The organism is Streptosporangium sp. NPDC051023, from assembly GCF_040689595.1.
GTDB lineage: Bacteria > Actinomycetota > Actinomycetes > Streptosporangiales > Streptosporangiaceae > Streptosporangium.
The window spans coordinates 1-23,824 of record NZ_JBFBCE010000054.1; the positions used below are offsets into that span (position 1 = coordinate 1).

The following is a 23,824-nucleotide window of genomic DNA, read 5'->3' on the forward strand; positions in this document are numbered from 1 at the left end:
GACCGGCCGGGCCCCCGCACCGCCTTCCCCGTAGCCAGGCGGAGCGGCGGCCCGGTCCGCAGCACCCTCTCAGCACCCTCGCGGCACCATCGGCGCGCTTCCATAACGCCGGGCTCCTCGGCCATAACCCCGGACCACCGTGATGGCGCTGTCAGGACAGCTGTCAGAGTCTGTCAGAGCATGGCCTTCAGGGAGGCTCCCGCCTGCTCACCCAGGGTGGTCGGGGTCAGGTACGGCTGCTCGGCCATGATGGCGTCCCAGTTGTCGCGGATGTCCTCGACGGTGTGGTCGTCCTGACGCCAGCCAGGCCCCTCCGCGACGAAGACCCTGGCGACCCGGCCGCCGCCGACGGTGAAGACCTCACCGCTGACCTCACAGGACTCGTGGGACAGGAACGCCACCAGCGCACTGACCCGCTCGGGGGCGAAGCCGGCCTCGAACTCGGCGGGGAGCACGGACTCGGTCATGCGGGTCCAGGCGATCGGGGCGATCGCGTTGACCCTGATCCCGGCCCTGGCCCCCTCGATCCCCAGCGTCTTGGTCAGCCCGACCAGGCCCATCTTGGCCGTCGAGTAGTTGGCCTGGCCGAAGTTGCCGAACAGCCCCGAGGGTGACGAGGTGTTGACGATGCGGCCGTAGCCCTGCTCCTTGAGATAGGGGAAGGCCGCGTGGCTGACCAGGAACGAGCCGCGCACATGGACGGCGAGGACCTGGTCGAACTCCTCGACGGTCATCTTCCCGAAAGACCTGTCGCGCAGAATGCCGGCGTTGTTGACGACGACGTCCAGGCGCCCGAAGGCGTCGATCGCGCTTCGCACGATGGCCTTGGCTCCCTCGGGGGTCGCGACGTTCTCGGTGCTGGCGACCGCCTCACCGCCGCCCGCCCTGATCAGCTCGACCACCTCGGCGGCGGGCCCCGACGAGGCGCCGGTGCCGTCCAGCGCCCCGCCGAGATCGTTGACGACCACCCTGGCGCCGCGCGCGGCCAGCGCCAGCGCGTGCGAGCGGCCGAGACCGTGTCCCGCGCCCGTGACCACCGCGACCCTGCCGTCGAACCGCAGCTCCGACATCGACACTCCCGAGAGAATATAGTTCTGTTTTTTGAACGATAACTTCTCCGCGCCCCGCGGGGCCATGATGTTCATGACGTCCGCGTCTTCCGGAACCGTGGAGGAAAACGACAGGATGTCTGACCGTCGCGGATAGTGATCGAGCATGTGAATTTCTGCTAATGTCTCTGCTTCTACCGGGCGAGGGTAAACGATGACACTCCTCCCAGTACGGCCCTGCCCAAAGACCCGGGCTGGAGGCCCCCATGCCCTCACCGTCGCCCCTCCGCGTGGTCCAGTGGGCCACGGGCGCCGTTGGCAGATTCTCCCTGCGCACCCTGATCAACCGTCCTGAGTTCGAGCTCGTCGGGGTGCTCGTCTACGACCCCGACAAGGTCGGCCTGGACGCGGGCCCTCTCGTGGGGCTGCCGGAGACCGGTGTTCTCTGCACCGACGACGTCGAGAAGATCCTCGCTCTGGAGGCCGACTGCGTATTACACATGCCACTGCCCGCCGCCTCTTTCGGCGGGGACCCCTCAACCGACGTGGAGACGATCTGCACCCTGCTCGCCTCCGGTAAGAACGTCGTCACCACGACCGGGTTCGTCTACCCCCGGTGTTACGGCCCCGCGGTGGTCGGACGGCTTGAGGCCGCCTGCGCGGCGGGAGGCACGTCGCTGCACGGAACCGGCATCAACCCCGGCTTCATGAGCGACATGCTCCCTCTCGCGCTGACCGGCCTGTCCACCAGGATCGACCACGTCTACGTCCGCGAGTCCTCCGACTTCAAGGGGCACCCGTCCCGTCAGATCGTGGTCGACCTGTTCGGCTTCACCCGCTCGGCCAAGGACTACGCCGCCGCGGTGCGCCCCTTCCGCGCCTACCAGCGCGCGCTGTTCGCCGAGAGCGTCCAGTTCGTGGCGGACAATCTCGACGTGACCCTCGACGAGGTCGAGGAGAGCGACGAGTTCGAGCTGGCCTCCGAGGAGTTCGAGATCGCGGCGGGCGTGGTCAGGACGGGCACGGTCTGCGCGTCCCGCTGGACCTTCAGCGGCCTGGTCAGGGGGCGTCCCTTCATGACCGTCGAGTGCGTCTACAAGGCCGACGCCGCCAAGGTGAACCGCTGGCCAGAACCGGGCTTCATCATCCACATCGAGGGGGTCCCGCAGATGACACTCACCGTTGACGAGATCTCCCACGGCCTGGCGGGCGCCGCCGCGCACGCGGTCAACTCGGTGGCCGCCCTCTGCGCGGCGCCGCCGGGCATCCGCACCCTTCTCGACCTGCCCCTCGCCACGGGGCGGGGCACCGTACGCCTGGCCTGACGGCGGGAAGGTCCGTGAGGGCCTGACCACGGGGGCGCCCGCGAAGGGCGTCCCCGCGCGGCCGAATGTCAGGGGAGGCCCGGCTCCCGCCCGGTACGGCGGCGCCGGTCCCCCGCGCGGTCAGGCGTGCGGCGTGAAGCGGCCGAAACGGCCCCGGTGGTAGAGCAGTGGCCGGTCGTCGGAGACAAGGTTGGTCTCGGTGACGAGACCGACGACGAGGATGTGGTCGCCGATGTCGACGGTCGAGTGCGGGACGCAGATCAGCTGGGCGGAAACGCCGCCCAGGAGCGGGACCCCCAGGGGGTCCGGCCGCCACTCCGTCGGGGCGGCGAAACGGTCGACGTTCTTGCGGGCGAAGCGGGAGGCCAGCTCTGCCTGGTCGCTGGCCAGGACGTTCACCGCGAAGTGCTCCGCCAGCCTGAGCGAGGGCCAGGTGGTCGAGGACTGGTCGACGTAGAAGGAGACAAGCGGCGGAGCAAGGCTGACCGAGGAGAACGACGTGGCCGTGAGGCCGACCGGGATTCCCTGTGACTGCGCGGTGATCACCACGACTCCAGCCGCGTGGACGGCCAGCGCCTGCCTGAAGCGCTCTGCGTCGACCGCCCGGCCTGGCAGGGTCTCGGTCACTTCTCCTCCTCCACGGCGTAAAACACGCTTATGGTCGGCAACCCATTCATAACGCCATCTCTTCCCGATCTCATCCCGAACCCCCCACTTCTCATGCCGGGGTCCGCGCGATGACCGCCGCCGCCACCTGGGAGGCAACCCTGTCCGCCCAGCGGCCGAGGACCTCGTCGAGGTCGGGGATCTCCGACTCGATCAGCGCCAGGCCGGGCGTGGGAACCGTGGCGCCCAGCTCGACCAGGAGGGGGCGGAAGTGGACCTCGACGGCCAGGGCGTGCCTGGCGTCGCCCATCACCAGCAACGGGAGCGCGACGGCAGAAGCCAGCGCGCCCCCGGGAAGACGGTCGAGGAAGACCTTGAGCAGGCCGGTGTAGGTCCCCTTGTAGGTCGGGCTCGCCACCACCAATACGCTCGCCCCCGCGACCAGCTCCAGCGCCGCCTCGACCTCGGGTGATCTCTCCTGGGTGAGCAACGAGGGCGCCAGGACGGACAGGTCGACGACCTCGCCCGGCCCCTCGTGCCCGATCCGCCCGGCCACGGCCTCCGCCGCGTGGACGGCCACTCCGTATGTGCGCGACCCGGTCCGCGGGTTGCCCACCACTGTCACGATGCTCATGAAGCCACCGATACCTTCTGCTTGTACTGCTCGAAACGGGACACCGGTCGCGCCAGCCCGTAGTTCTGGCGCAGAGTGCGGCCTTCGTACTCGGTTCGGAACAGGCCACGGGCCTGCAACTCGGGCACGACATGGTCGACGAAGTCCGCCAGGCCGCTCGGCAGGACAGGCGGCATGATGTTGAAGCCGTCCGCCGCGCCGCTGGTGAACCACTCCTGGATCTGGTCGGCGATCCGCTCGGGGGTCCCGGTGAGGACCCGGTGGCCCCTGCCCCCCGCCAGGCGGCCGACCAGCTGCCGCAACGTCAGCCGCTCGCGCCTGGCGAGGTCGGTGACGAGCTTGAACCTGCTCTGCTGGCCGTCCACAGGCTCGGCCACCTCGGGCAGGGGCTCGTCCAGCGGGTGGCCGGACAGGTCGACGCCGAGGATGTTCGACAGCTGCTGCACGCCGTACTCGGGGATGATCAGTTCTTCGAGCTCCCGCTCCAGCCTGAGCGCCTCCTCCTCGGTCGAGCCGATGATCGGTGAGATGCCGGGCAGGACGAGCAGCTCGTCGGCACGCCTGCCGTACCGGCCAAGACGGGACTTGAGGTCGGCGTAGAACTCCTGTCCCTCCTGCAGGGTCTGCTGGGCGGTGAACACGGCCTCGGCGAAACGGGCGGCGAACTCCTTGCCGTCCTCCGAGGACCCGGCCTGGACCAGCAGGGGGTGTCCCTGCGGGGGGCGGGAGGTGTTCAGTGGGCCTCTGACCCGGAAGTGGGGGCCGACGTGGTCGAGGGAGTGGATCCTGCCGGTGTCGGCATACTCTCCTGCGGCCCGGTCGTTCAGGATCGCCCCGTCCTCCCAGCTGTCCCAGAGCTTGGTGACGACCTCGAGAAACTCGGTGGCGCGGGCGTAGCGGTCACCGTGGGCCGGGCGTTCGATGCCGAAGTTGTGCGCCTCGGCCTCGCTCGCCGAGGTGACGATGTTCCACCCGGCCCTGCCGCCGCTGATGTGGTCCAGCGAGGCGAACTTGCGTGCCACGTTGAACGGCTCGTTGTAGGTGGTCGAGACGGTCGCGATCAGGCCGACGTGCTCGGTGACCGCGGCCAGCGCGGCCAGCAGCGTGAGGGGTTCGAGCCCGCCGAGCGCGTTGTGCCTGACGTTGCCCCACAGGGCCAGGCCGTCGGCCAGGAAGACCGAGTCGAGCCTGCCGCGCTCGGCGATCCTGGCGAGCTCCTGGTAGTGCCGGACGTCGGAGATCACGGCCGGGTCGGTGCGCGGGTGCCGCCAGGCGGCCTCGTGGTGGCCGACCCCCATGAGGAACGCGTTCAGGTGAAGCCCGCGCCCGTTCGTCGGCTCGGTCATCAGGAGGTCCTCCAGGTCGAGAAACGGCGCTCCAGACGGACGAGGAGCTGGTTGAGGATCAGCCCGAGCGCCGAGATCGTGAGGATCCCGGCGTACATGTCGGGCACCCGGAAGTTGAACTGCGCGTAGTTGATCAGATAGCCGAGACCGGCCTTCGCGCCGACCATCTCCGCGGCGACCAGCACGAGGATCGAGTAGGCCCCGGCCAGCCTGACGCCGGTGAAGATGGTGGGCACCGCGGCCGGGAGGATCACCTTCTGAAACAGCCTGAGCGGCCCGAGTCCCATCGATCTGGCCGACTTGATCAGCAGCGGGTCGACGCCCTTCACCCCTGCGATCGTGTTGAGCAGGATCGGCCAGGCGCAGGCGTACAGGATGATCGAGATCTTGGAGGTCTCGCCGAGCCCGAGAATCAGCACGAACACCGGGAGCAGGGCGAGCGCCGCGGTGTTGCGGAACAGTTCGAGCACCGGGTTGAGGAGGTCGGCGAGCGGCCGGTACCAGCCGATCAGCAGGCCGAGAGGGATGGCCAGGACGACGGCGATCCCGCACCCGGCCAGGGACCGGACCAGGCTGGCCTGGGTGTGGTCGAGCAGCTCGCCCGACAGGAGCAGGTCCCGCCACGCCGCGAGGACCTCCGACAGCGGCGGCAGGAAGGTGGAGTCGACCAGCTCCAGGCGAGGGAGGATCTCCCAGAGCGCGGCGAGCGCCGCGATCGCGACCGTGCGCCTGCCGACCGCGACGGCGACGCGTGCCGCACCGCGGAGCAGGCGCAGGGCCGCACCGGGAGCGGTGCCCGCCCCGTGCGAGGCCTCCTCGACCGCCTCCCGCAGGAGCTCGGGGACCGTCCCCGAGACAGTCGGCTGCCGGACGGAGACGGCTTCCGCGGAGGGAAGCCGCTCCGCGGGGACTCCGGTCGAGACGCTAGCCAACGGAGACCGCCTCCTCCGCCCTGGCCGCCGCGACCTCGTCGCGGAGCAGCGTCCACACCTCGTGGCGGTACTCGCCGAAACGGGCGTCGGCCCGCAGGTCACCCTCGCGGGAGTCGAACTCGACGTCGAGGACCCGCTTGATCCGCCCTGGGCGGGAGGTCATGACCGCGACCCGCTGGCCGAGGTAGACGGCCTCGTCGATGCCATGGGTGATGAACACCACCGTCTTGCCGGTCTTCTGCCAGATCCGCAGCAGCTCCTCCTGGAGCGACTCGCGGGTCTGCGCGTCCAGCGCGGCGAACGGCTCGTCCATCAGCAGCACGTCCGGGTCGAAGGCGAGGCTCCTGGCGATGGCGACGCGCTGGCGCATGCCTCCGGACAGCTCGTGCGGGTAGCGGTCCTCGAACCCGCGCAGCCCGACCAGGTCCAGGTGCGCCCTGGCCCGCTCCGCGCGTTCCTTCTTCGGCACGGCCTTCGCCTCAAGGCCGAACTCGACGTTGGACAGCGCCGTGCGCCAGGGGAAGAGGGCGTACTGCTGGAAGACAATCCCCCTGTCCAGGCCCGGCCCCTCGACCGGGACCCCGTCGAGGAGGATGCGGCCCCTGGTCGGTACGGCCAGCCCGGCGAGCAGGTCGAGGAGGGTCGACTTGCCGCAACCGCTCGGCCCGACCAGGGTGAGAAACTCCCCCGCCCGCACGTCGAGGTCGACCTCGTCGAGGGCGGTGAAGGACCGGTGGGCGTCGCGGACGCGGAACTCCTTGCCGACTCCCTGAATCTGGATCTTCATCGCTGGCCTCCGAACGGGTTGTAGGCGTTGGTGAAAAGGGTTTCCGCCTTGACCTGGCCGGGCTTGATCTCGCCCTCGCGCTGCAGCCAGTCGATCCAGATCTGGAACTCCTTCGGGTCGATCACGCCGCCCTCACCGGCCACCCCGCTGCTCTTCCACAGCTGGATGGCGGTGGCGTCCTCGTTCCGCTTCCGCTTGGCGATGATCTCCTTCGCCTTGGCGATGTACTCCTCACGCGAGTGGGTCTGCGTCCACTGGATGGCCTTGGCAACCGCCTCGACGAACTTCTTCGTGGTGTTCGGGTTCTGCTTGATGAACCTGTCGGTGAGCACGTAGCTCCCGGCCGTGAAGGGGCCGAACAGGTCGATGTCCTTGAACAGGGGGCGGATGCCGCCGCGCTGCAGGGCCTTGTCGCGCAGGACGCCGCTCAGCGCGGCCACGTCGATCTGGCCCTGGCGGAGCGTCTGCTCGGTGCTGACGGGGGGCACGACGACCGGTTCGACCTGCTTGATCTCCTCGGGGGTCAGGCCGCCGCGCTTGAGGTACTCCTTGAGCACGGCCTCGAGGTGGGCCCCCAGGGTGTTCACGCCGACCTTCTTCCCGATCAGGTCTCGGGGCCCCCTGATCGGCGAGCCGTCGGCCACGAAGTAGCCGACGTAGCTGTCCTTGTCGCTGCCGTAGTAGCCGATGACCCCCTTGATGGGGGCCTTGGCGGCGGCCAGTTTGATGATGGCGCCGTTGAACGCGCCGCCGAAGTCGGTCTGGCCGGTCGCGGCGGCCTGGATGTCCTGTGGACCGGAGATCGTGTTGCCGATCCACTTGAGCTTGACGGGGGCGAGATAGCCGAAGTCCTCAGCGAGCTCCGGGAAGGTGACGGCGCCGACGCTTCCCTGGTAGCGGAGCTCCAGGGTCTCCGGCTCACCGGGTTTGGCGGACGCCTCCGCGCCGCAGGCGGCGAGGGTGACGACGAGCAGCGCGAGGAGAGGGACGTTTCTGAACTTGATCACGAGTGGTGTCCTCAAGAAGGAGGGAGGGACGAGGAAGTCGATTCGTGATCACGGACACTGAGCGCTGAACACACGACAGAAGTCGACATGTGCGCACCGGGTCAGATAGAGGCCCATACCGGAGAAGCTACGCACAACTCCAGCCTAAGTCAATATTTCCTACTTGTTTTGCATGAAATCGTGTGACGGAAATATGTGCGGCCTCAACCAGGGGCCTCACGAGGGCGACGACCTAAACTGAGGCCCGTGATTGAGGACATCTGGGTCGACCCCGCCGTCAGCGCGCTGAGACCGGACTTCGCGGTCCTGGCCATGACCGTTTACGGCCTGCGCAACGGACCCACGGACGACAGGTCCAGAGCCTGGCTGGCCGAAGCGGCCGAAGCGGCCGTGACCGTCGACGATCCGAGGGTCGAGGCGTGGCGGGAGGCCTACCGGGCGTTCGGCGCCAAACCCCAGCGGACGAGGCCCTCGGTCGACGCGCTGGTCAGGCGGATGCCGCTGCCGGAGATCAACCTGGTGGTCGACGCCTACAACGCGATCAGTGTCAGGCACGGGCTGCCCATCGGTGGCGAGGACCTCGGCCGCTACGTGGGACCGGCGAGGCTGGTCAGGGCGCAGGGGGACGAGCCGTTCGAGGTGGTCGAGAAGGGCGAGCCCGCGATCGACAACCCGGAGATCGGCGAGGTGGTCTGGCGTGACGACCTGGGCGCCACCTGCAGGCGGTGGAACTGGCGGCAGTGCGTGCGGACCCGGATCACCGAGGAGACCACGGACGCGCTGTTCTTGCTGGAGCGGCTCGCGCCCATGTCACTTGAGGAACTGCGCGCGGCGGGAGACGAACTGGCCGGGTCGCTGAGGGAGATCACCCCGGGCGTCAGGATCGAGTCCAGGCTTGTCGAGCATGAATGACCAGACCCTTACCACCCAGATGGACCCCCCGGGGGTGACCGTTTTGAACTGTCCTGAGAGGATCAGGCCGAGAGCTGCGGTCAGACTGGCACAGGCCCGGGTCCAGGCGAGTAGCCTTGGACAGGTTCTCTATCATCAACGCCGATCTGCGGAAGAGGGCGATTTCCGCCGTGTCGTCTGAGTCGTCGCGGACAAACCCGCTGGCAGCCTTTGGTCAGAACGAATGGCTTGTCGACGAGCTGTATCAGAAGTACCTCCAGGATCCCGAGTCCGTGGACCGCGCCTGGTGGAACTTCTTCGCTGATTACAGCCCTGATTCCGGGGCCGGCAGAGCCGCGCCCCCCGGGGCGGCCCCCGCCGCTCCCACACCCCCGACCTCCGCTGCGGCTCCGGTGACCCCGGCGGCCAAACCGGCAACCCCCACGCCGAAGCCCCAGGCAGCCCCGGCCCAACCCAAGCAGGAGACGCAGTTGCCCGCCGGTGCCGAGGAAGTCCGACTTCGTGGCGCGGCCGCTCGTACGGCCGCCAACATGGAGGCCAGCCTCGAGGTTCCGACGGCGACCAGCGTGCGCGCCGTACCGGCGAAGCTGCTCATCGACAACCGCATCGTGATCAACAACCACCTGTCGCGGGGACGCGGCGGCAAGGTGTCGTTCACGCACCTGATCGGTTACGCGGTCATCAAGGCCCTCAAGGTCCTGCCGGAGATGAACCACTCCTACGCCGAGATCGACGGCAAGCCGGTGCTGGTCAAGCCCGAGCACGCCAACCTGGGCCTGGCCATCGACGTCGCCAAGAGCGACGGCACCCGCCAGCTCCTGGTGCCCTCGATCAAGGCCTCCGAGTCCATGGACTTCCGCCAGTTCTGGGTCGCCTACGAAGAGATCGTGCGCAAGGCCAGGTCCGGCAAGCTGGGCGTCGACGACTTCAGCGGCACCACGATCTCGCTGACCAACCCGGGCACCATCGGCACCGTGCACTCGGTGCCGCGCCTGATGCCGGGACAGGGCACCATCATCGGCGTCGGCGCGATGGAATACCCCGCCGAGTACCAGGGTGCCTCTCCCGAGACGCTCTCCCGCCTGGCGGTGAGCAAGGTCATGACGCTCACCAGCACCTACGACCACCGGATCATCCAGGGCGCCCAGTCGGGCGACTTCCTGCGGCAGATCCACCGGCTGCTCCTGGGCGAGGACGGCTTCTACGACGAGATCTTCGAGGCCCTGCGGATCCCGTACGAGCCGGTGCGCTGGGTCCAGGACATCTCGGCCACGCACGACGACGACGTGGCGAAGTCGGCCAGGGTCATCGAGCTGATCCACGCCTTCCGGGTCCGCGGTCACCTGATGGCCGACACCGACCCGCTGGAGTACAAGCAGCGCAAGCACCCCGACCTCGACATCAAGTCGCACGGCCTGACCCTGTGGGACCTGGAGCGCGAGTTCGCGACCGGCGGCTTCGGCGGCCGCCCCCTGATGAAGCTGCGCGAGATCCTCGGCGTGCTGCGTGACTCCTACTGCCGCACCATCGGCGTCGAGTACATGCACATGCAGAACCCCGAGGAGCGCGCCTGGATCCAGGCGCGGGTCGAGCGGTCGCACGCCAAGCCCGACCGCGAGGAGCAGCTGCGCGTCCTGGAGCGGCTCAACACCGCCGAGGCGTTCGAGACGTTCCTGCAGACGAAGTTCGTCGGGCAGAAGCGCTTCTCCCTCGAGGGTGGCGAGTCCCTGATCCCGCTGCTCGACTCGGTGCTGTCGGCCGCCGCCGAGGAGGACCTCGACGAGGCCGTCATCGGCATGGCCCACCGTGGCCGCCTGAACGTGCTGGCCAACATCGTCGGCAAGTCCTACGGCCAGATCTTCGGCGAGTTCGAGGGCAACATCGACCCTCGCAGCGCCCACGGCTCCGGTGACGTGAAGTACCACCTGGGCGCCAGCGGCGACTTCGTCTCGCCCGACGGCTCCAAGCTCAAGGCCTCCGTGGTGGCCAACCCGTCCCACCTGGAGACGGTCGACCCGGTCCTCGAGGGCGTCGTCCGCGCCAAGCAGGACCTGCTCGAGCGCGGCGAGGAGGGCTTCACCGTCCTGCCCGTGCTCGTCCACGGCGACGCGGCCTTCGCGGGCCAGGGTGTGGTCGCGGAGACCCTGAACCTGTCGCAGCTGCGCGGCTACCGCACCGGCGGCACCGTGCACATCGTGGTCAACAACCAGGTCGGCTTCACCACGAGCCCGGCGAGCTCCCGCTCCAGCGTGTACGCCACCGACGTGGCCCGGATGATCCAGGCCCCGATCTTCCACGTCAACGGGGACGACCCCGAGGCCGTGGTCCGGGTCGGCAAGCTGGCGTTCGAGTACCGCCAGGCGTTCCGCAAGGACGTCGTGATCGACCTGATCTGCTACCGGCGCCGCGGCCACAACGAGACCGACAACCCGGCCTTCACCCAGCCGCTGATGTACGACCTGATCGACGCCAAGCGCTCGACCCGCAAGCTCTACACCGAGGCGCTGATCGGCCGGGGCGACATCACGGTCGAGGAGGCCGAGGGCGCGCTGCGCGACTACCAGGCCAAGCTGGAGAACGCCTTCGCCGAGACCCGCGCGGCGGTCAAGCAGCCGACCGGCGAGTTCGCCCGCCCGGTCGACATGGAGGCCATCCCCTGGTCCCACGAGGACACCCCCACGGGGATCTCCGAGGAGACCGTCAAGCGGATCGTGGAGACCCAGCTCAACCTGCCGGAGAGCTTCAACGCCCACCCGCGCCTGCTGCCGGTGCTCCAGCGCCGGGGCCAGATGGTGTCCGAGGACCGCATCGACTGGGGCATGGGCGAGACCCTCGCCTTCGGGTCACTGCTGATCGACGGCCACCCGGTCCGCCTGGTCGGCCAGGACTCCCGCCGGGGCACCTTCACCCAGCGGCACGCCGTGCTGGTCGACCGCGTCACCGGCGCCGAGCACACCCCGCTCAAGACGTTCAACCAGGGCACCACGAAGTTCTACGTCTACGACTCGCTGCTCAGCGAGTACGCCGCGCTCGGCTTCGAGTACGGCTACAGCGTGGAGCGGCCCGAGGCCCTGGTCGCCTGGGAGGCCCAGTTCGGCGACTTCGTCAACGGCGCCCAGTCCGTCATCGACGAATACATCACCGCGGGCGAGCAGAAGTGGGGCCAGCGCTCCGGCGTCACCCTGCTGCTGCCGCACGGCTACGAGGGTCAGGGCCCCGACCACTCCTCGGCCCGCATCGAGCGCTTCCTGCAGATGTGCGCCCAGGACAACATGACCGTGGCCCAGCCGACGCTGCCGGCGAACTACTTCCACCTGCTGCGCTGGCAGACGAAGGCGAACCGGCACCGTCCGCTGGTGGTGTTCACGCCCAAGTCGCTGCTGCGGCACAAGGCGGCGACCTCCGCGGTCAGCGAGTTCACCTCGGGAGCCTTCAGGCCCGTGATCGGTGACACCACGGTGAACCCGGCCGAGGTCCGCAAGGTCGTGTTCTGCTCCGGCAAGGTCTACTACGACCTGGCCGCGGCCCGTGACAGGCAGGGCAGGACCGACGTGGCGGTCGTCCGCATCGAGCGGCTCTACCCGTTCCCGATCAACCCGCTCGCGGCCGAGCTGGCACGCTACGCCGACGACATCGAGCTGATCTGGGCACAGGACGAACCGGCCAACATGGGCCCGTGGCCGTTCCTGACGCTGAAGATGGCCGAGAAGCCCGACGCCTTCGGCGGCCGCCCGATCAAGCGGGTCTCCCGCAAGGCGAACTCCTCCCCGGCGACCGGCTCGCACTCCACGCACGACGCGGAGCTGCAGCAGATCCTGGCCGAGATCTTCGGCTGACCCGAACACGCACGACCCGGAAGTCCCCCGCAGGAACCCCTGTGGGGGACTTCCCCGTTAGAGAGGACAACGATGTACTTCACCGATCGGGGCATCGAGGAGCTCGTCGAGCGCCGCGGCGAGGAGGAGGTCAGCATCGTCTGGCTGGCCGAACGGCTGCGCGAGTTCGTCGACCTGAACCCCGAGTTCGAGACCCCGGTCGAGCGGCTGGCCACCTGGCTGGCCCGGTTGGACGACGAGGACGAGTAATCAGACGCGATATATCTTGACCATCGTCCATAACGCGACATATCGTGTCTCCATAAGGAGGTCACGAACATGCGGCAGTGGACCATCGAGAAACCAGAGCAGCTCACCTTCGACGCTGTACGGAAGCTCAACATACGAATCGTGGCGGGCAGGCTGGCGGTGCTGGCCAGTGAGGGACCGCCCAGCCTCGAGGTCACGGACATCGGCACCCCGCCGTTGATCGTCACTCATGACGACGACGGCACGCTCACCGTCGCCTACAAGGACCTGACCTGGGAGGGGCTGCTCGGCTGGCTGCAGCCGGGGCGCAGGGAGACCACACTGACGCTGACCGTGCCGAAGGAGTGCCCGATCACCGCGGGGGTGGTCTCCGCCTCGGCCGTCGTGGCCGGTTTCGAGGGCCGCACCTCGGTCAAGAGCGTCTCCGGCGACATCGTGCTCGACGGGGTGAGCGGCGAGATCCACGCCGACACCGTCTCCGGCGACGTGGAGAGCCGTGGCCTGGTCGGTGATCTGTCCTTCAAGAGCGTCTCGGGTGAGCTGACCGTGGCCGCGGGAACGCCGCGCCGCCTACGCGCGACCACCGTCTCAGGGCGGATCACCGCGGATCTAGAACTCCCGCCGACCGGTCACGTGACGCTGAACAGCGTCTCCGGCGAGATCGTGCTCAGGCTGCCGCACACGGTCGAGACCGACGTCACCATCCGTTCGACCTCGGGAAGGATCGACACCGCCTTCACCGAGCTGAACCACGCGAACCAGCCCGGCGCCAAGACGCTGAGCGGCCGGATCGGCGGAGGCATGGCCTCGCTGACGGCGACCACCCTTTCCGCGGACGTCACACTGCTGAAGGGAGCACAGGCATGAGCCCGGTCTTCGGCCACGGGCGGTTGCGTCTCTACCTCCTCAAACTGCTCCAGGAGAGCCCGCGCCACGGTTACGAGGTGATCCGGCTGCTCCAGGACCGCTTCCTCGGCGTCTACTCACCCTCGCCCGGCACGATCTACCCGCGCCTGGCTCGCCTTGAGGAGGAGGGCCTGGTCACCCACGAGGTGGTGAACGGCAAGAAGGTCTTCACCCTCACCGACCAGGGCCACGACGAGCTGAACGCCAGGGGCGATGAGTTGGCCGACCTCGAACAGGAGATCTCCGAGTCGGTCCGCGACATCGCCCGCGAGGTCAAGGAAGACGTGCGCGACACGGTCAAGTCACTGCGCGATGAGCTCACCCAGATGGCGCGCGACGTGCGCCAGGGCGCCAAGCAGGAGCAGCGGCAGGCCCGGCACGAGCAGCGCGAGGCCTGGCGGGAGCAGAAGGCCGAGTGGCACCGCCAGAAGCATGAGTGGCAGCGGCAGACCCAGGAGTGGAAGCACGACTGGAGGCGCCTCTGGGCGGAGAGCTTCGGCGGGCACGGGTCACCTGCCAGCGACGCCCAGCTCGGGCAGATGCTGGCAGAGTTCGTCCAGGAGATCCGTGAGGACGCGGCGGCCCGGCAGGTGACCGAGGAGACACTGGCCACCGCGCAGGACGCGCTCTACGACGCCGCCCGCCGCATCCGCGACGCGCTGCGCTGACCCGCGTCCGCGAGGCGACGTGCGGTGCGGACGCAGGTCAGCGTCGTGCCGCGCCAACTCGTATCCGTGACGTGCTGATCCGTGCCCGCCCGCATGCCCGGCTCAGCCCGCCACGGTGAGGACGATCTTTCCGAAGACGTCACCCTCGTGCATGGCCGCGAACCCCTCGCGGGCCTCGGCCAGCGGGAGCACCCGGTCGATCGTCGGCCGGACGCCGGTCTGTTCCAGGAGACGGGCCAGCCTGCCCAGCTGGTCACGGGTGCCCATGGTCGAGCCGACCACGGAAAGCTGCAGGAAGAAGACCCGGTTCAGGTCGGCGGGCGGTACGGCTCCGCTGGTCGCACCGGAGACGACGATCCGGCCTCCGGGGCGCAACGCCTTGAGCGAGTGGTCCCAGGTGGCCTGGCCAACGGTCTCCATCACCGCGTCGACCCGTTCCGGCAGCCGGGCGCCGCTCTCGAAGACCTGGTCGGCGCCGAGGGCGAGGGCGTGCAGCCGCTTCTTCTCCGAGCGGCTGGTGGCCCACACCCGGTAGCCGCCCGCCCTGCCCAGGACGATCAGCGCGGTCGCGACGCCACCGCCCGCCCCCTGGACCAGCACGGTCGAGCCGGGTTCGAGTCCCGACTTCTCGAACAGCATGCGGTAGGCGGTCAGCCAGGCGGTCGGCAGGCAGGCCGCCTCCTCGAAGCTGAGCGCCGCAGGTTTGGGCACCAGGTTCCGCCGGGGCACGGCGACCCGTTCGGCGAAGGTGCCGTCGTGCACCTCGGACAGCAGGGAGCGCCTGGGGTCGAGCGTCTCGTCGGGGCCTTCACCGATCACCGAGTGCACGATGACCTCCTCGCCGTTCTCGTCGATCCCGGCGGCGTCGCAGCCGAGGACGATCGGCAGCCTGTCCTGGCGGATACCCACCCCCTTGAGGGTCCACAGGTCGTGGTGGTTGAGCGAGGCGGCCTTCACCGTGACGACGGTCCAGCCGTCCGGTACCTCGGGGTCCGGGTGCTGTCCGAGCGTGAGCCCGGCGAGTGGGTTTTCTGGGTCGATCCGCGTGGCGGTTACGGCGAACATGGCCGCACCTTACGCCCTCGGCCATGGTGGATCCGAGGCGGTCCGCCCCCGCCGACGGCCGGGTGTCCCGCCCCCACGAGAGCGCGCCTCACGACGCCCCGCTTCCCGGGGCCTCCCGCCCGTCTCCCTCGGTCTGTCTCCGCGGGCGCGCCCTACGACGTCAGCCTTACCCTGACACCGGCGATCATCCGTTCGACGGCCGCCCGCTCGCCCGCGGCCTCGATGTACACCCCGTCCGCACAGCGCCTGCTGGAAAACCCGCCGCTCGGGTCGGGTACCACCTGGGAGATCTCCCGTATGTCGCAGCGCGGCGCGGGCGCGATCACCAGCACCGCCTCCCCGGCTCCGCCGAACCAGAGTTGCGGTCCCACCAGCGCGCCACGGAAGAGCTGTCCCGGGCCGGCCAGCCGTACCGGGGAGGTGGCCTCCAGCACGAGATAGCCGTCTCCGGTCACCCTGCCGCGCAGGTTCTCGGCCCACAGGAGCCGCTGCTCGTAGGTCATCCCGTCCTTCTGGTCGCGCAGCGTGACGTACCAGGGGGCGAAGTCGAACATCATGACCTGCCCCTCCGTCGGCCCCGTGGGCTGCCAGAGGGTGCCGTGGCCCGCCAGCCTCCTGAGCATCGGCCTGCCCTGTGCGATCTCCGCGTATCCGCCCGGCGGCACGGTCAGCATCCGGAACAGGCTGAAGTATCCCTCGAGCCAGCCGCCCTGTGCGGGCCGTACGCCGAGCTTGGCCAGGCCCAGCTCTGCCGGGTAGCCGATCTGGGCCTTCGAGCCGTCCGGGAAGACGACGTCGAGGGTCTCCCGATCCCCCTTGCTCCTCGGTCTGGGGTAGAGCACGTTGGTCGGCGTCCCTGCGGCGACCGGCGCGGAAACGACGCCTGGCGTCGAGGCCTGGGCGGGGGACGCAGGCGCACCGGGGTCCCTGCCGGCCAGCAGGCTGATGACCGGGACGGCCACGAGCACGGCGAGCACCGCGATCCCGACCCAGCGTCTTGGGCCTGTTTGCCCCCCGGACTCGATGACGTCGTTCGGATCCCCGGCCACGTTCAGACTGCCTTCACGAAGGTACGATTTTCATCCATCTTCAGGTTGAGCGGCCCCCTCGCCCAGATCGCCGCGATCACGAATCAGAACCGATGTGTCACCACATCACGACATTCGTCTGCCTCCCCGCGAGGACCTCACGGGCGGCGGCCTTCATGGACCAGGGCCGGGGAAACAGGTGGCCGCGGACCGCGCCCACCGAAAGGAAAAAAGGGGGGCATCGGCGGCGGACACCCGTTCGAGCGCTCCGCGGAGGCTTCGTTCACCCCCGATGCCGCCGTTGCCTGAGAAATCTTTGGCAATCACCGTTACCCGTGTTGCCAGAGGTGGCTACACATCACCCGACAGGCGACACCACCTGCGGAAATACTTATTCGATAAATTATAACCAGTCGCTATTTAAATAACAGGATCGCATCGGATGGAACCGATTCAGACTTTTTCACGTCGTCTGCTCGCCGACACTTGATCCATTCAGTAACGTTCCGATCGTTTTCCTTGCGAGGAGAGGTCCTGTCTTCTCGCACAGGACGAAAGGAGCTCCATTGAATTCCCGAGCAAGGCGCCTCGCGATCCCCCTCACCGGCCTCCTCGTGATCGCCGGAGTGATCGGCGCCACCCCCGGAGCGAACGCCGCCACCCCGGGCGACGTGGTCAGTTCAGCCGCGGCCGAGACCCCGGGCGAGGCCATCGCCTTCTGGTCTCCCGAGCGGATGCGCAAGGCGACAGACGCGACCGGCGGCCTCGAGGTGAGCGTCAGGGGCGGCAAGGTCTCGGCCGCCGCGACCCCCGACGGCCCCGGCGGGGTGGTTCCGCCGATCGGCGGGGAGGACGCGAAGCCCACCAGGAGCAGGCACGTCAACCTGCCGAACAGCGTCGGCCGGATCTTCTTCACCCTCCCCGGCACCGACCCGAAGAACCCGGCGAACTGGAAGTACTGCTCCGGCAGCTCCGTCCAGGGCAGGTACCGCAACCTGGTCGCCACCTCGGCGCACTGCGTGTACGACGTGAAGAGAGACAGGTTCTACGACAACTGGGTCTTCATCCCGTCCTACTGGGACGGCAACCAGGCCTGGGAGGGCAAGAACCCCTACGGTGTCTACCCGGCCCAGTGGTTCAACGCCCACGACGACTTCGTCGTGAAGGAGGACTACGACTTCGACTACGCCTTCGTCAACGTCCACTCCGGCTTCACGGTGAACTGGGGCAAGAGCACGGACGGCGTGTGGAAGCCGACCGTCAAGAAGGTCGGCAAACTCGGCGACAACGTCGGCGGCCAGGGCTTCGCCTGGAACCAGCCGGTCAAGAACAGGGTCTACTCCTTCGGCTACCCCGCGGGCCCGCACCCCGACGGGGACAAGCCCTTCACCGGGCGCACCATGAAGTGGTGCTACGGCACGACCGGCGCCATGCCTCCCGCGCCGAAGTACGACGTCCAGGAGCACACCGGCCTCGGCTGCGCCTTCACCTCGGGCGCCAGCGGCGGTCCCTGGCTGCTGAAGTATCGCAACTCAACCCGGACCGGCTATCTGAACGGCGTCAACAGCGTCGCCTGGGACACCGACAAGAACGACAGGTACGACACGATCTCCTCGCCGTACTTCAACGGCGACACCTACCAGGTCTACCGGGTCGCGGCCAACCGCTGGACCGACTGACCGGTCGCGGTGGCCGCCCGCACAGGCCATTCGGGCGGCCACCGCGACAGGGGCCCGGTCTCCACGACCGGGCCCTTCGCCGTACGGCCACGCCCGGCCGCCCGCTCCCCGAAAGATCGGGGCTCACTTCGCTGAGCGCTCCCTGAAGGAGAAGACAGGGCCGGTCTCGGCGTACAGCGAGCAGGCGTTGCCGTAGGTCCGTTCGAAGTGGATGAACCGGCCGTCCCAGCTTCCGGTCGCGGTCACCGTGACCGGGTCGTAGTGCGTCGGACAGATCACACCGGGCAGCGGTGTGAGCGCTGCCGGATCTCCGCCGACCGGGATCAGCGCCTCGCAGGCCGCGAACGGATCGGGATGCGTGCCGCGCGGCGGGTCGCACATGAGCAGGGAGTGCCTGGCGACCGGTGTCGCGTCCTCGCCGTAGGCGAAGGTCAGCACGAGCGCCCGCACCCTGAACGGAGGCTTGACCCCGATCGGCCTGATCGGAATGGGGACGATCGGGACGGGCTCTCCCGGATAGGGAGGTCCGGGCCAGACCTGCCTGCCCACGGGCGGGTCGGGATCACGTGGCGGTGGTGGGGTGGCGGCGGCGGCCGTACCGGACAGGAGCAGGAACCCGGCAGCGGCCAGGCAGAAGAGACGTCGCAAGGATTCCCCCGAATTTCGCGTGACGCCGAGTGCGGCTCAGCCTCCCGCACCCCTCCGGCTCCGGCAACGACCGACTCTCGTGTTTTCGCAGCTCATGGCCTTGTACGGCCAACCACCCCCATCCCCACCAAGAACGGGTAGATCAGACGTGGATCTTGAGTGTTCGGTTCCACCCATTTGGTAACGAAATTATATCGGTCCCAACTTCTGCCCGATTTGTAGAGATTTACCCGTTCTTTGCCTAGTACGGTCGGCACTTGTCTCTTTACGCATGCGTGGGCCACGCCCCGAGCGGCTCATGACAAAGAAGGAGCTAGATTGAACTCCCGAGCAAAGCGCCTGATCCTCCCCCTCGGTGGTGCCGTCGCGGCCACCTCCCTGATCAGTGCGACCCTCGCCACCTCCGTCCAGGCCGCCGCCCCCGGCCCGAAGACGGTCAACCTCGCCGCGTCCGGTAACGCGAAGGCCATCGCGGGCTACTGGACCCCTGCCAAGCTGAAGTCGGCCAAGACGTACCTCTCCGAGGGAACCGTCTCCGCCAAGCTGAAGACCGGCGCCTCAAGAGCCGCCGCCGACGGCAAGCCCGGCACCGTCGCCCCGACCGGCGAGGAGGGCAAGACCGCGGGCAGGTCCAAGAACCTGAACCTCCCCATCACCGTCGGCAAGGTCTTCTTCCTCGACGACAAGGGGCAGGAGCGCTGGTGCTCCGGCACCTCGGTGCAGTCGAAGTACCGCAACCTGGTCGCCACCGCGGGCCACTGCGTGTACGACACCGACACGAACAAGCCCTACAGCAACTTCGTGTTCATCCCGGGCTACTACCAGGGCAAGGCTCCCTGGGGTATCTACGTCGGCTCGAAGGTCAACGTCCACTACGACTTCGACGTCTACGAGGACTACGACTACGACTACGCGTTCGTCAACGTCTTCAACGGCATCAAGCAGACCGGTGCCAAAGAGGTCAAGAAGGCAGAGTTCGACAGCTACACCGGCCTGAAGTACACCGAGGACACCAAGGTGTCCAAGGAGGCCTACGAGGAGTGGATCGGCCGCTACGGCGGCGTCGGCTTCGCCAAGGACGCCGTCGCCGAGCAGACCACCGGCCCCGAGGACAAGCGCGGCCTCTACGCTCCGCAGGAGGTCAGCAGCGAGGCGTGGAAGGAGGCCGCCAAGGTCGGCGGCCCGGCCGACATCAAGATCGGCGCCCAGGCGTACCAGACGGTCGAGGTCGTGTCCGAGGCGGAGGCCAAGGAGTACGAGGCCGCCTCGAACACCACCCACCCGGGACGGGTCTTCCGTGACGAGAAGACCGGCCAGTGGAAGATCGAGCACTCCTACCTGAAGCGCTGGGTCATCCCCGGCAAGGACGCCGAGTTCTACATCACGAAGTTCTACGTCAAGACCTTCTCCGACGCGGGCCGTCTCGGCGACAACGTCGGCGGTCAGGGCTTCACCTGGAACCAGAAGTCCGGCAAGAAGGTCTTCACGTTCGGCTACCCCGCCTCGGCCCACCTGGACGGCGACAAGCCCTACAGCGGCCACACCATGAAGTGGTGCTACGGCACGACGGGCGCCGCCCCGGTCGTGGCGCAGTTCAAGGCCGAGGAGCAGCAGGCCGTCAAGTGCGCCTTCACCCCCGGCGCCAGCGGTGGCCCGTTCCTGCTGCAGTACAAGAGCAGCAAGCGGACCGGTTACCTCAACGGTGTCGTGAGCCTGACGGTCGACAGCGACAAGAACGGCCGCTACGACCGGGTCACGACCCCGTATTTCAACGGTGAGACCTACGGCATCTACAAGTACGCCGCCAACCTCTGGACCGGAAAACTCCCGGCCTAGAGTAGGGACGTCGTGAACGTGGGAAGGCCCGCAGCAAGCGGGCCTTCCCCCCCACTTGACGGGGTACTTATGCCCCACGGTGCATGCTCTCTCTAGTAACAGTGCGAAACTCCCAGGTAACGGTGTCAAGGCAGATCATCCAACCGAGCTGCCCAAAACCAAGTTGATCTGGAAAAATCACCCCTTACGACCTCCTCCCGGTCCTTGATCCCAGAAGGGAACGCCCTTCATGTCCCCCCGCGCACGGCGGTTGACGATCACACTGAGCGCCCTCGTGGCCGCCGGTGTGCTCGCCATGCCCGCGTTCGCCGGGGGTGCCAGCGCCGCCGGCACCCAGGACACCGGCGCCTGGAACGCCACCGCGAACAGCATCACCTCCATCACGCTGACCAAGAACAGCGCGGACGTGAAGCGGATCGCGGAGTACTGGAGCCCGGCCAGGATCAAGCAGGCCCAGGACAACACCCCCGCCACGCCAGAGGTCAAGCCCAGCGACGGCAGCGCCGCCTCCTCGGCGCCGGTCTCCCCGACACCGACCGGTACGGCCGGCGGCGGGGGCGCCGCGGCGAAGGCCGCCGCGTACAGCGCCTCCAAAATCACCTCGCCGGTCATCAGGCCCACCCTGCCGACGAAGAAGCAGCCCTCGGACAGCAACCTCCCCCGCACCGTGGGCAAGGTGTTCTTCAAGATCGGCGACAAGGAGTACTGGTGCTCCGCCTCAGCCGTCGCCTCGAAGAACCGCAACCTGGTCGCCACGGCCGGGCACTGCGCCTATGACGCCAAGCAGGGCAAGAACGCCGAATATTGGATCTTCATCCCCGGCTACAACCAGGGCAAGACGCCCTACGGCATCTACGTCGGCCACTCGCTCAACCTGCACGAGAACTTCACCGGCAGGGGCGACTACGACTACGACTACGCCTTCATCACGGTGCACGACGGGTTCGTCTGGACCCCTGGCAAGACTCCGAACACCTACGAGATGGAGTCGGTCGGCAGTCTGGAGGACAACGTCGGCGGCCAGGGCCTGATGGTCAACCGCGGCATCGGGCTCTCGGTCTTCGCCTTCGGCTACCCGGCGGCCCCCAACATCGACGGCAGCAGGCCGTACGACGGCCAGAAGATGCTGTGGTGCGACGGGCGCACCTACCTGACCAAGGCACCGACCCGCCTGGTCGAGAGGGGCATCTCACTCGGCTGCACGTTCACCGGCGGGGCGAGTGGCGGCCCCTGGCTGATCAACTATGACCCTCGGCAGGGCCTCGGCTACCTGAACGGCGTCAACAGCTTCGCCTGGGACACCGACACCGACAAGAAGTACGACCGCATCTCCTCCCCGTACTTCATCCAGTCGACCTACGTGGTCTACGAGTACGCCGACCGTCAGCGCGCCTTCTGACGCCCGAGGCACCTTATGGCTGCCTTAAAAGAGGCTTAAGACAGCCTCAGATGAACATTTACCTTTACCTCCCTGCATAGGTTTTTGTCGTCCCGTGATTCCGATGCCTGCACCCATGCAGCGCAAGGAGCAGTCTTGAAGCGCATCCTCCTTCCCGTCGCCGGCACCGCCGTCTCCGCCGGTCTGCTGGCCGCTGGTCTGGCCGGTACCGCCCAGGCCGCACCGGACTGGGCCACCGACCCGATGGCCGTGAACAACGCCGCGGCGGTCTCCGTCGTCGACTTCTGGACCGCGTCGAACAACGCCGCCCTGAAGAAGGCCACGGCCTACTACCACGACGACACCCCGCCCACCTGGAAGTCCGGCGGCGGCTACTCCCCCGACGGCAAGCCCGGTTCCGTGCTCCCCATCGGCGAGGAGAAGGCCGCCCCCGCCACCGTCAAGAACATCAACCTGCCCAGGACCATCGGCAAGGTGTTCTGGGTCGACGCCGGCGGCCGGCCGAAGTGGGCCTCGGCCACCTCGGTCCAGTCGAAGTACCGCAACCTGGTCGTCACCGCCGCCCACAACGTCTACGACACCGCGGGCACCGGCGACCCCAAGGTCCTCGACAAGTGGGTCTTCGTCCCGGCCTACTACCAGGGCAAGGCGCCGTTCGGCATCTACGTCGGCAAGGTCGCCTGGACGCACTACGACTTCGACGTCTACGAGGACTACGACCGCGACTACGCGTTCGTCACCGTCTACAACGGCGTTCTCAACAACGGCAAGAAGCAGGTCACCAAGTCCGAGTACGACGGCTTCAGCGGCCCCAAGTGGACCGAGGGCGGCCACTACTTCATCGGCCTGTCCAGGGACGCAGGGCGCCTCGGCGACAACGTCGGCGGCCAGGGCTTCACCTGGAACCAGAGAACCGGCCAGGGGGTGTACGTCTTCGGCTACCCCGAGGCTCCGCACCCCGACGGCGACAAGCCCTACACCGGCGTCACCCCCAAGTGGGTGTACGGCAAGACCACCGGCAAGGTGTACGTCTCCGCCGCTGAGAAGGTGGAGGAGCACGTCGGCCTCAAGGCCGCCCTCACTCCCGGCGCGGACGGCGGCCCCTGGCTCGTCAGGTACAGCAACGCCAAGCGTCTGGGCTACGTCAACGGTGTCACCAGCCTCTTCGGCGACCAGGACAAGAACGGCCGCTACGACCTGATCACCTCGGCCTACTTCGACGGCGAGACCGCCGACATCTACAAGAGGGCCGCCAACGTCTGGTCCGGCAAGATCGTGGGCCCGAACGGCGAGCTCTACAAGTAAGACCAGGCTCACCCAGGGCGCCTTTGGAGGGTTTTCCCCTCCCATCCCCCTGGTTTCACGTCGCGAGGTCCGGCATCCGCCGGGCCTCGCGTCTTTTTTGTCCGGTTTCCCGGCAAGCATCGATTCCACGACGGGTTGACTACGGGCGCGTTAGACGTAGTTCGCGGCGATTTGGTGCCATCAAAAAATGTGATCTGCATCACATCAAATTTCCGATGATCTTGGTTGGACCGATCCACGAAGATCGTCATCTTTAACAAAAAACTTATCTTGATCTGCAAGAACAGGACATAGGCCTCACTCGGGCAACACCACCCCCACCCCTCCCACCCCCTCTTGGAACGGTCCGAAGGGGGTTGACTGGGATCTTTACTTACCGGAACGACTTCCGCTTACGAAGATCACCCTTGTATCTTTCCGTCATCCCTTTACTGACGCATGGGACGCAAGAGCGTTCCACATCAGACCAAGGAGTTCCCTTGAAGCGCATCCTCCTCCCCGCCGGTGGCGTCGTCCTCGCCACCGGTCTGCTGGCCGCCGGCCTGGCCGGCACCGCCCAGGCCGCCCCGGACTACGCGACCGACCCGCTGGCCGCCAACAACGCCGA

General features: G+C 67.9%; 20 protein-coding genes. 10 read left to right on the forward strand and 10 right to left on the reverse strand.

The window, feature by feature from the left end; all coding sequences use genetic code 11:
• Positions 1 to 173 precede the first annotated feature (173 nt).
• A complete protein-coding gene (locus AB0395_RS30045; RefSeq protein WP_366286857.1) occupies positions 174 to 1,070 on the reverse strand; it encodes an SDR family NAD(P)-dependent oxidoreductase in 897 nt (298 codons plus the stop codon).
• A gap of 245 nt (positions 1,071 to 1,315) precedes the next feature.
• Between AB0395_RS30045 and AB0395_RS30050 the strand changes: the two genes are divergently transcribed.
• Positions 1,316 to 2,374: a dihydrodipicolinate reductase gene (locus AB0395_RS30050; RefSeq protein ID WP_366286859.1), complete on the forward strand. Its 1,059-nt coding sequence runs from the start codon at positions 1,316 to 1,318 to the stop codon at positions 2,372 to 2,374.
• Positions 2,375 to 2,494: 120 nt separating this feature from the next.
• Here AB0395_RS30050 and AB0395_RS30055 read toward each other — a convergent pair whose 3' ends face one another.
• The 6 genes from AB0395_RS30055 to AB0395_RS30080 form a co-directional block, all read right to left on the reverse strand.
• Positions 2,495 to 3,001, reverse strand: a complete 507-nt coding sequence (locus tag AB0395_RS30055) for a flavin reductase family protein (RefSeq protein ID WP_366286861.1) — start codon at positions 2,999 to 3,001, stop codon at positions 2,495 to 2,497.
• Between the two features lie 91 nt (positions 3,002 to 3,092).
• The gene (locus tag AB0395_RS30060; RefSeq protein ID WP_366286863.1) at positions 3,093 to 3,614 is read right to left on the reverse strand and encodes an NAD(P)H-dependent oxidoreductase; all 522 of its coding nucleotides are present in this window, start codon (positions 3,612 to 3,614) and stop codon (positions 3,093 to 3,095) included.
• A complete protein-coding gene (locus AB0395_RS30065; RefSeq protein WP_366286865.1) occupies positions 3,611 to 4,960 on the reverse strand; it encodes an LLM class flavin-dependent oxidoreductase in 1,350 nt (449 codons plus the stop codon). Before AB0395_RS30065 ends, AB0395_RS30060 begins: the two co-directional genes overlap by 4 nt.
• Positions 4,960 to 5,892 carry an ABC transporter permease gene (locus AB0395_RS30070; RefSeq protein ID WP_366286866.1) on the reverse strand — a complete coding sequence of 311 codons (933 nt, stop codon included), beginning with the start codon at positions 5,890 to 5,892 and terminating at the stop codon, positions 4,960 to 4,962. The genes AB0395_RS30065 and AB0395_RS30070 overlap by 1 nt, the downstream gene beginning before the upstream one ends.
• The gene (locus AB0395_RS30075; protein ID WP_366286868.1) at positions 5,885 to 6,679 is read right to left on the reverse strand and encodes an ABC transporter ATP-binding protein; all 795 of its coding nucleotides are present in this window, start codon (positions 6,677 to 6,679) and stop codon (positions 5,885 to 5,887) included. The genes AB0395_RS30070 and AB0395_RS30075 overlap by 8 nt, the downstream gene beginning before the upstream one ends.
• On the reverse strand, positions 6,676 to 7,686 hold the full coding sequence (locus tag AB0395_RS30080) for an ABC transporter substrate-binding protein (protein WP_366286870.1): 1,011 nt from the start codon (positions 7,684 to 7,686) through the stop codon (positions 6,676 to 6,678). The genes AB0395_RS30075 and AB0395_RS30080 overlap by 4 nt, the downstream gene beginning before the upstream one ends.
• 246 nt (positions 7,687 to 7,932) lie before the next feature.
• Between AB0395_RS30080 and AB0395_RS30085 the strand changes: the two genes are divergently transcribed.
• The 5 genes from AB0395_RS30085 to AB0395_RS30105 all read left to right on the forward strand — a co-directional run bounded on the left by AB0395_RS30085 (position 7,933) and on the right by AB0395_RS30105 (position 14,257).
• A complete protein-coding gene (locus tag AB0395_RS30085) occupies positions 7,933 to 8,598 on the forward strand; it encodes a phenylalanine--tRNA ligase beta subunit-related protein (protein WP_366286872.1) in 666 nt (221 codons plus the stop codon).
• 170 nt (positions 8,599 to 8,768) lie between these two features.
• Entirely contained in the window at positions 8,769 to 12,434 is a 3,666-nt protein-coding gene (locus tag AB0395_RS30090; RefSeq protein ID WP_366286874.1) for a multifunctional oxoglutarate decarboxylase/oxoglutarate dehydrogenase thiamine pyrophosphate-binding subunit/dihydrolipoyllysine-residue succinyltransferase subunit, read from the forward strand.
• 72 nt (positions 12,435 to 12,506) lie between these two features.
• A complete protein-coding gene (locus tag AB0395_RS30095) occupies positions 12,507 to 12,683 on the forward strand; it encodes a DUF6104 family protein (RefSeq protein WP_365058036.1) in 177 nt (58 codons plus the stop codon).
• Between the two features lie 69 nt (positions 12,684 to 12,752).
• Positions 12,753 to 13,550 carry a DUF4097 family beta strand repeat-containing protein gene (locus tag AB0395_RS30100; protein WP_366286876.1) on the forward strand — a complete coding sequence of 266 codons (798 nt, stop codon included), beginning with the start codon at positions 12,753 to 12,755 and terminating at the stop codon, positions 13,548 to 13,550.
• Positions 13,547 to 14,257: a PadR family transcriptional regulator gene (locus AB0395_RS30105; RefSeq protein ID WP_366286877.1), complete on the forward strand. Its 711-nt coding sequence runs from the start codon at positions 13,547 to 13,549 to the stop codon at positions 14,255 to 14,257. Before AB0395_RS30100 ends, AB0395_RS30105 begins: the two co-directional genes overlap by 4 nt.
• A gap of 102 nt (positions 14,258 to 14,359) precedes the next feature.
• On the opposite strand, the gene AB0395_RS30110 is transcribed toward AB0395_RS30105, so the two are convergent.
• Together AB0395_RS30110 and AB0395_RS30115 are read right to left on the reverse strand one after the other, a co-directional pair.
• Entirely contained in the window at positions 14,360 to 15,322 is a 963-nt protein-coding gene (locus AB0395_RS30110; RefSeq protein WP_366286879.1) for a zinc-binding dehydrogenase, read from the reverse strand.
• A 152-nt stretch (positions 15,323 to 15,474) separates the two neighbouring features.
• On the reverse strand, positions 15,475 to 16,371 hold the full coding sequence (locus AB0395_RS30115; RefSeq protein WP_366286881.1) for a hypothetical protein: 897 nt from the start codon (positions 16,369 to 16,371) through the stop codon (positions 15,475 to 15,477).
• Positions 16,372 to 16,916: 545 nt separating this feature from the next.
• Here AB0395_RS30115 and AB0395_RS30120 point away from each other — a divergent pair.
• Positions 16,917 to 18,029 carry a serine protease gene (locus AB0395_RS30120; RefSeq protein WP_366286883.1) on the forward strand — a complete coding sequence of 371 codons (1,113 nt, stop codon included), beginning with the start codon at positions 16,917 to 16,919 and terminating at the stop codon, positions 18,027 to 18,029.
• A 123-nt stretch (positions 18,030 to 18,152) separates the two neighbouring features.
• Here AB0395_RS30120 and AB0395_RS30125 read toward each other — a convergent pair whose 3' ends face one another.
• On the reverse strand, positions 18,153 to 18,677 hold the full coding sequence (locus tag AB0395_RS30125) for an SSI family serine proteinase inhibitor (RefSeq protein WP_366286885.1): 525 nt from the start codon (positions 18,675 to 18,677) through the stop codon (positions 18,153 to 18,155).
• Positions 18,678 to 18,995: 318 nt separating this feature from the next.
• On the opposite strand from AB0395_RS30125, the gene AB0395_RS30130 reads away from it, so the two are divergent.
• The 3 genes from AB0395_RS30130 (at position 18,996) to AB0395_RS30140 (ending at position 23,217) form a co-directional block, all read left to right on the forward strand.
• A complete protein-coding gene (locus AB0395_RS30130; protein WP_366286887.1) occupies positions 18,996 to 20,513 on the forward strand; it encodes a hypothetical protein in 1,518 nt (505 codons plus the stop codon).
• A 229-nt stretch (positions 20,514 to 20,742) separates the two neighbouring features.
• On the forward strand, positions 20,743 to 21,912 hold the full coding sequence (locus tag AB0395_RS30135; protein ID WP_366286888.1) for a serine protease: 1,170 nt from the start codon (positions 20,743 to 20,745) through the stop codon (positions 21,910 to 21,912).
• A gap of 135 nt (positions 21,913 to 22,047) precedes the next feature.
• Positions 22,048 to 23,217: a hypothetical protein gene (locus AB0395_RS30140; protein ID WP_366286890.1), complete on the forward strand. Its 1,170-nt coding sequence runs from the start codon at positions 22,048 to 22,050 to the stop codon at positions 23,215 to 23,217.
• The last annotated feature ends 607 nt before the right edge of the window (positions 23,218 to 23,824 follow it).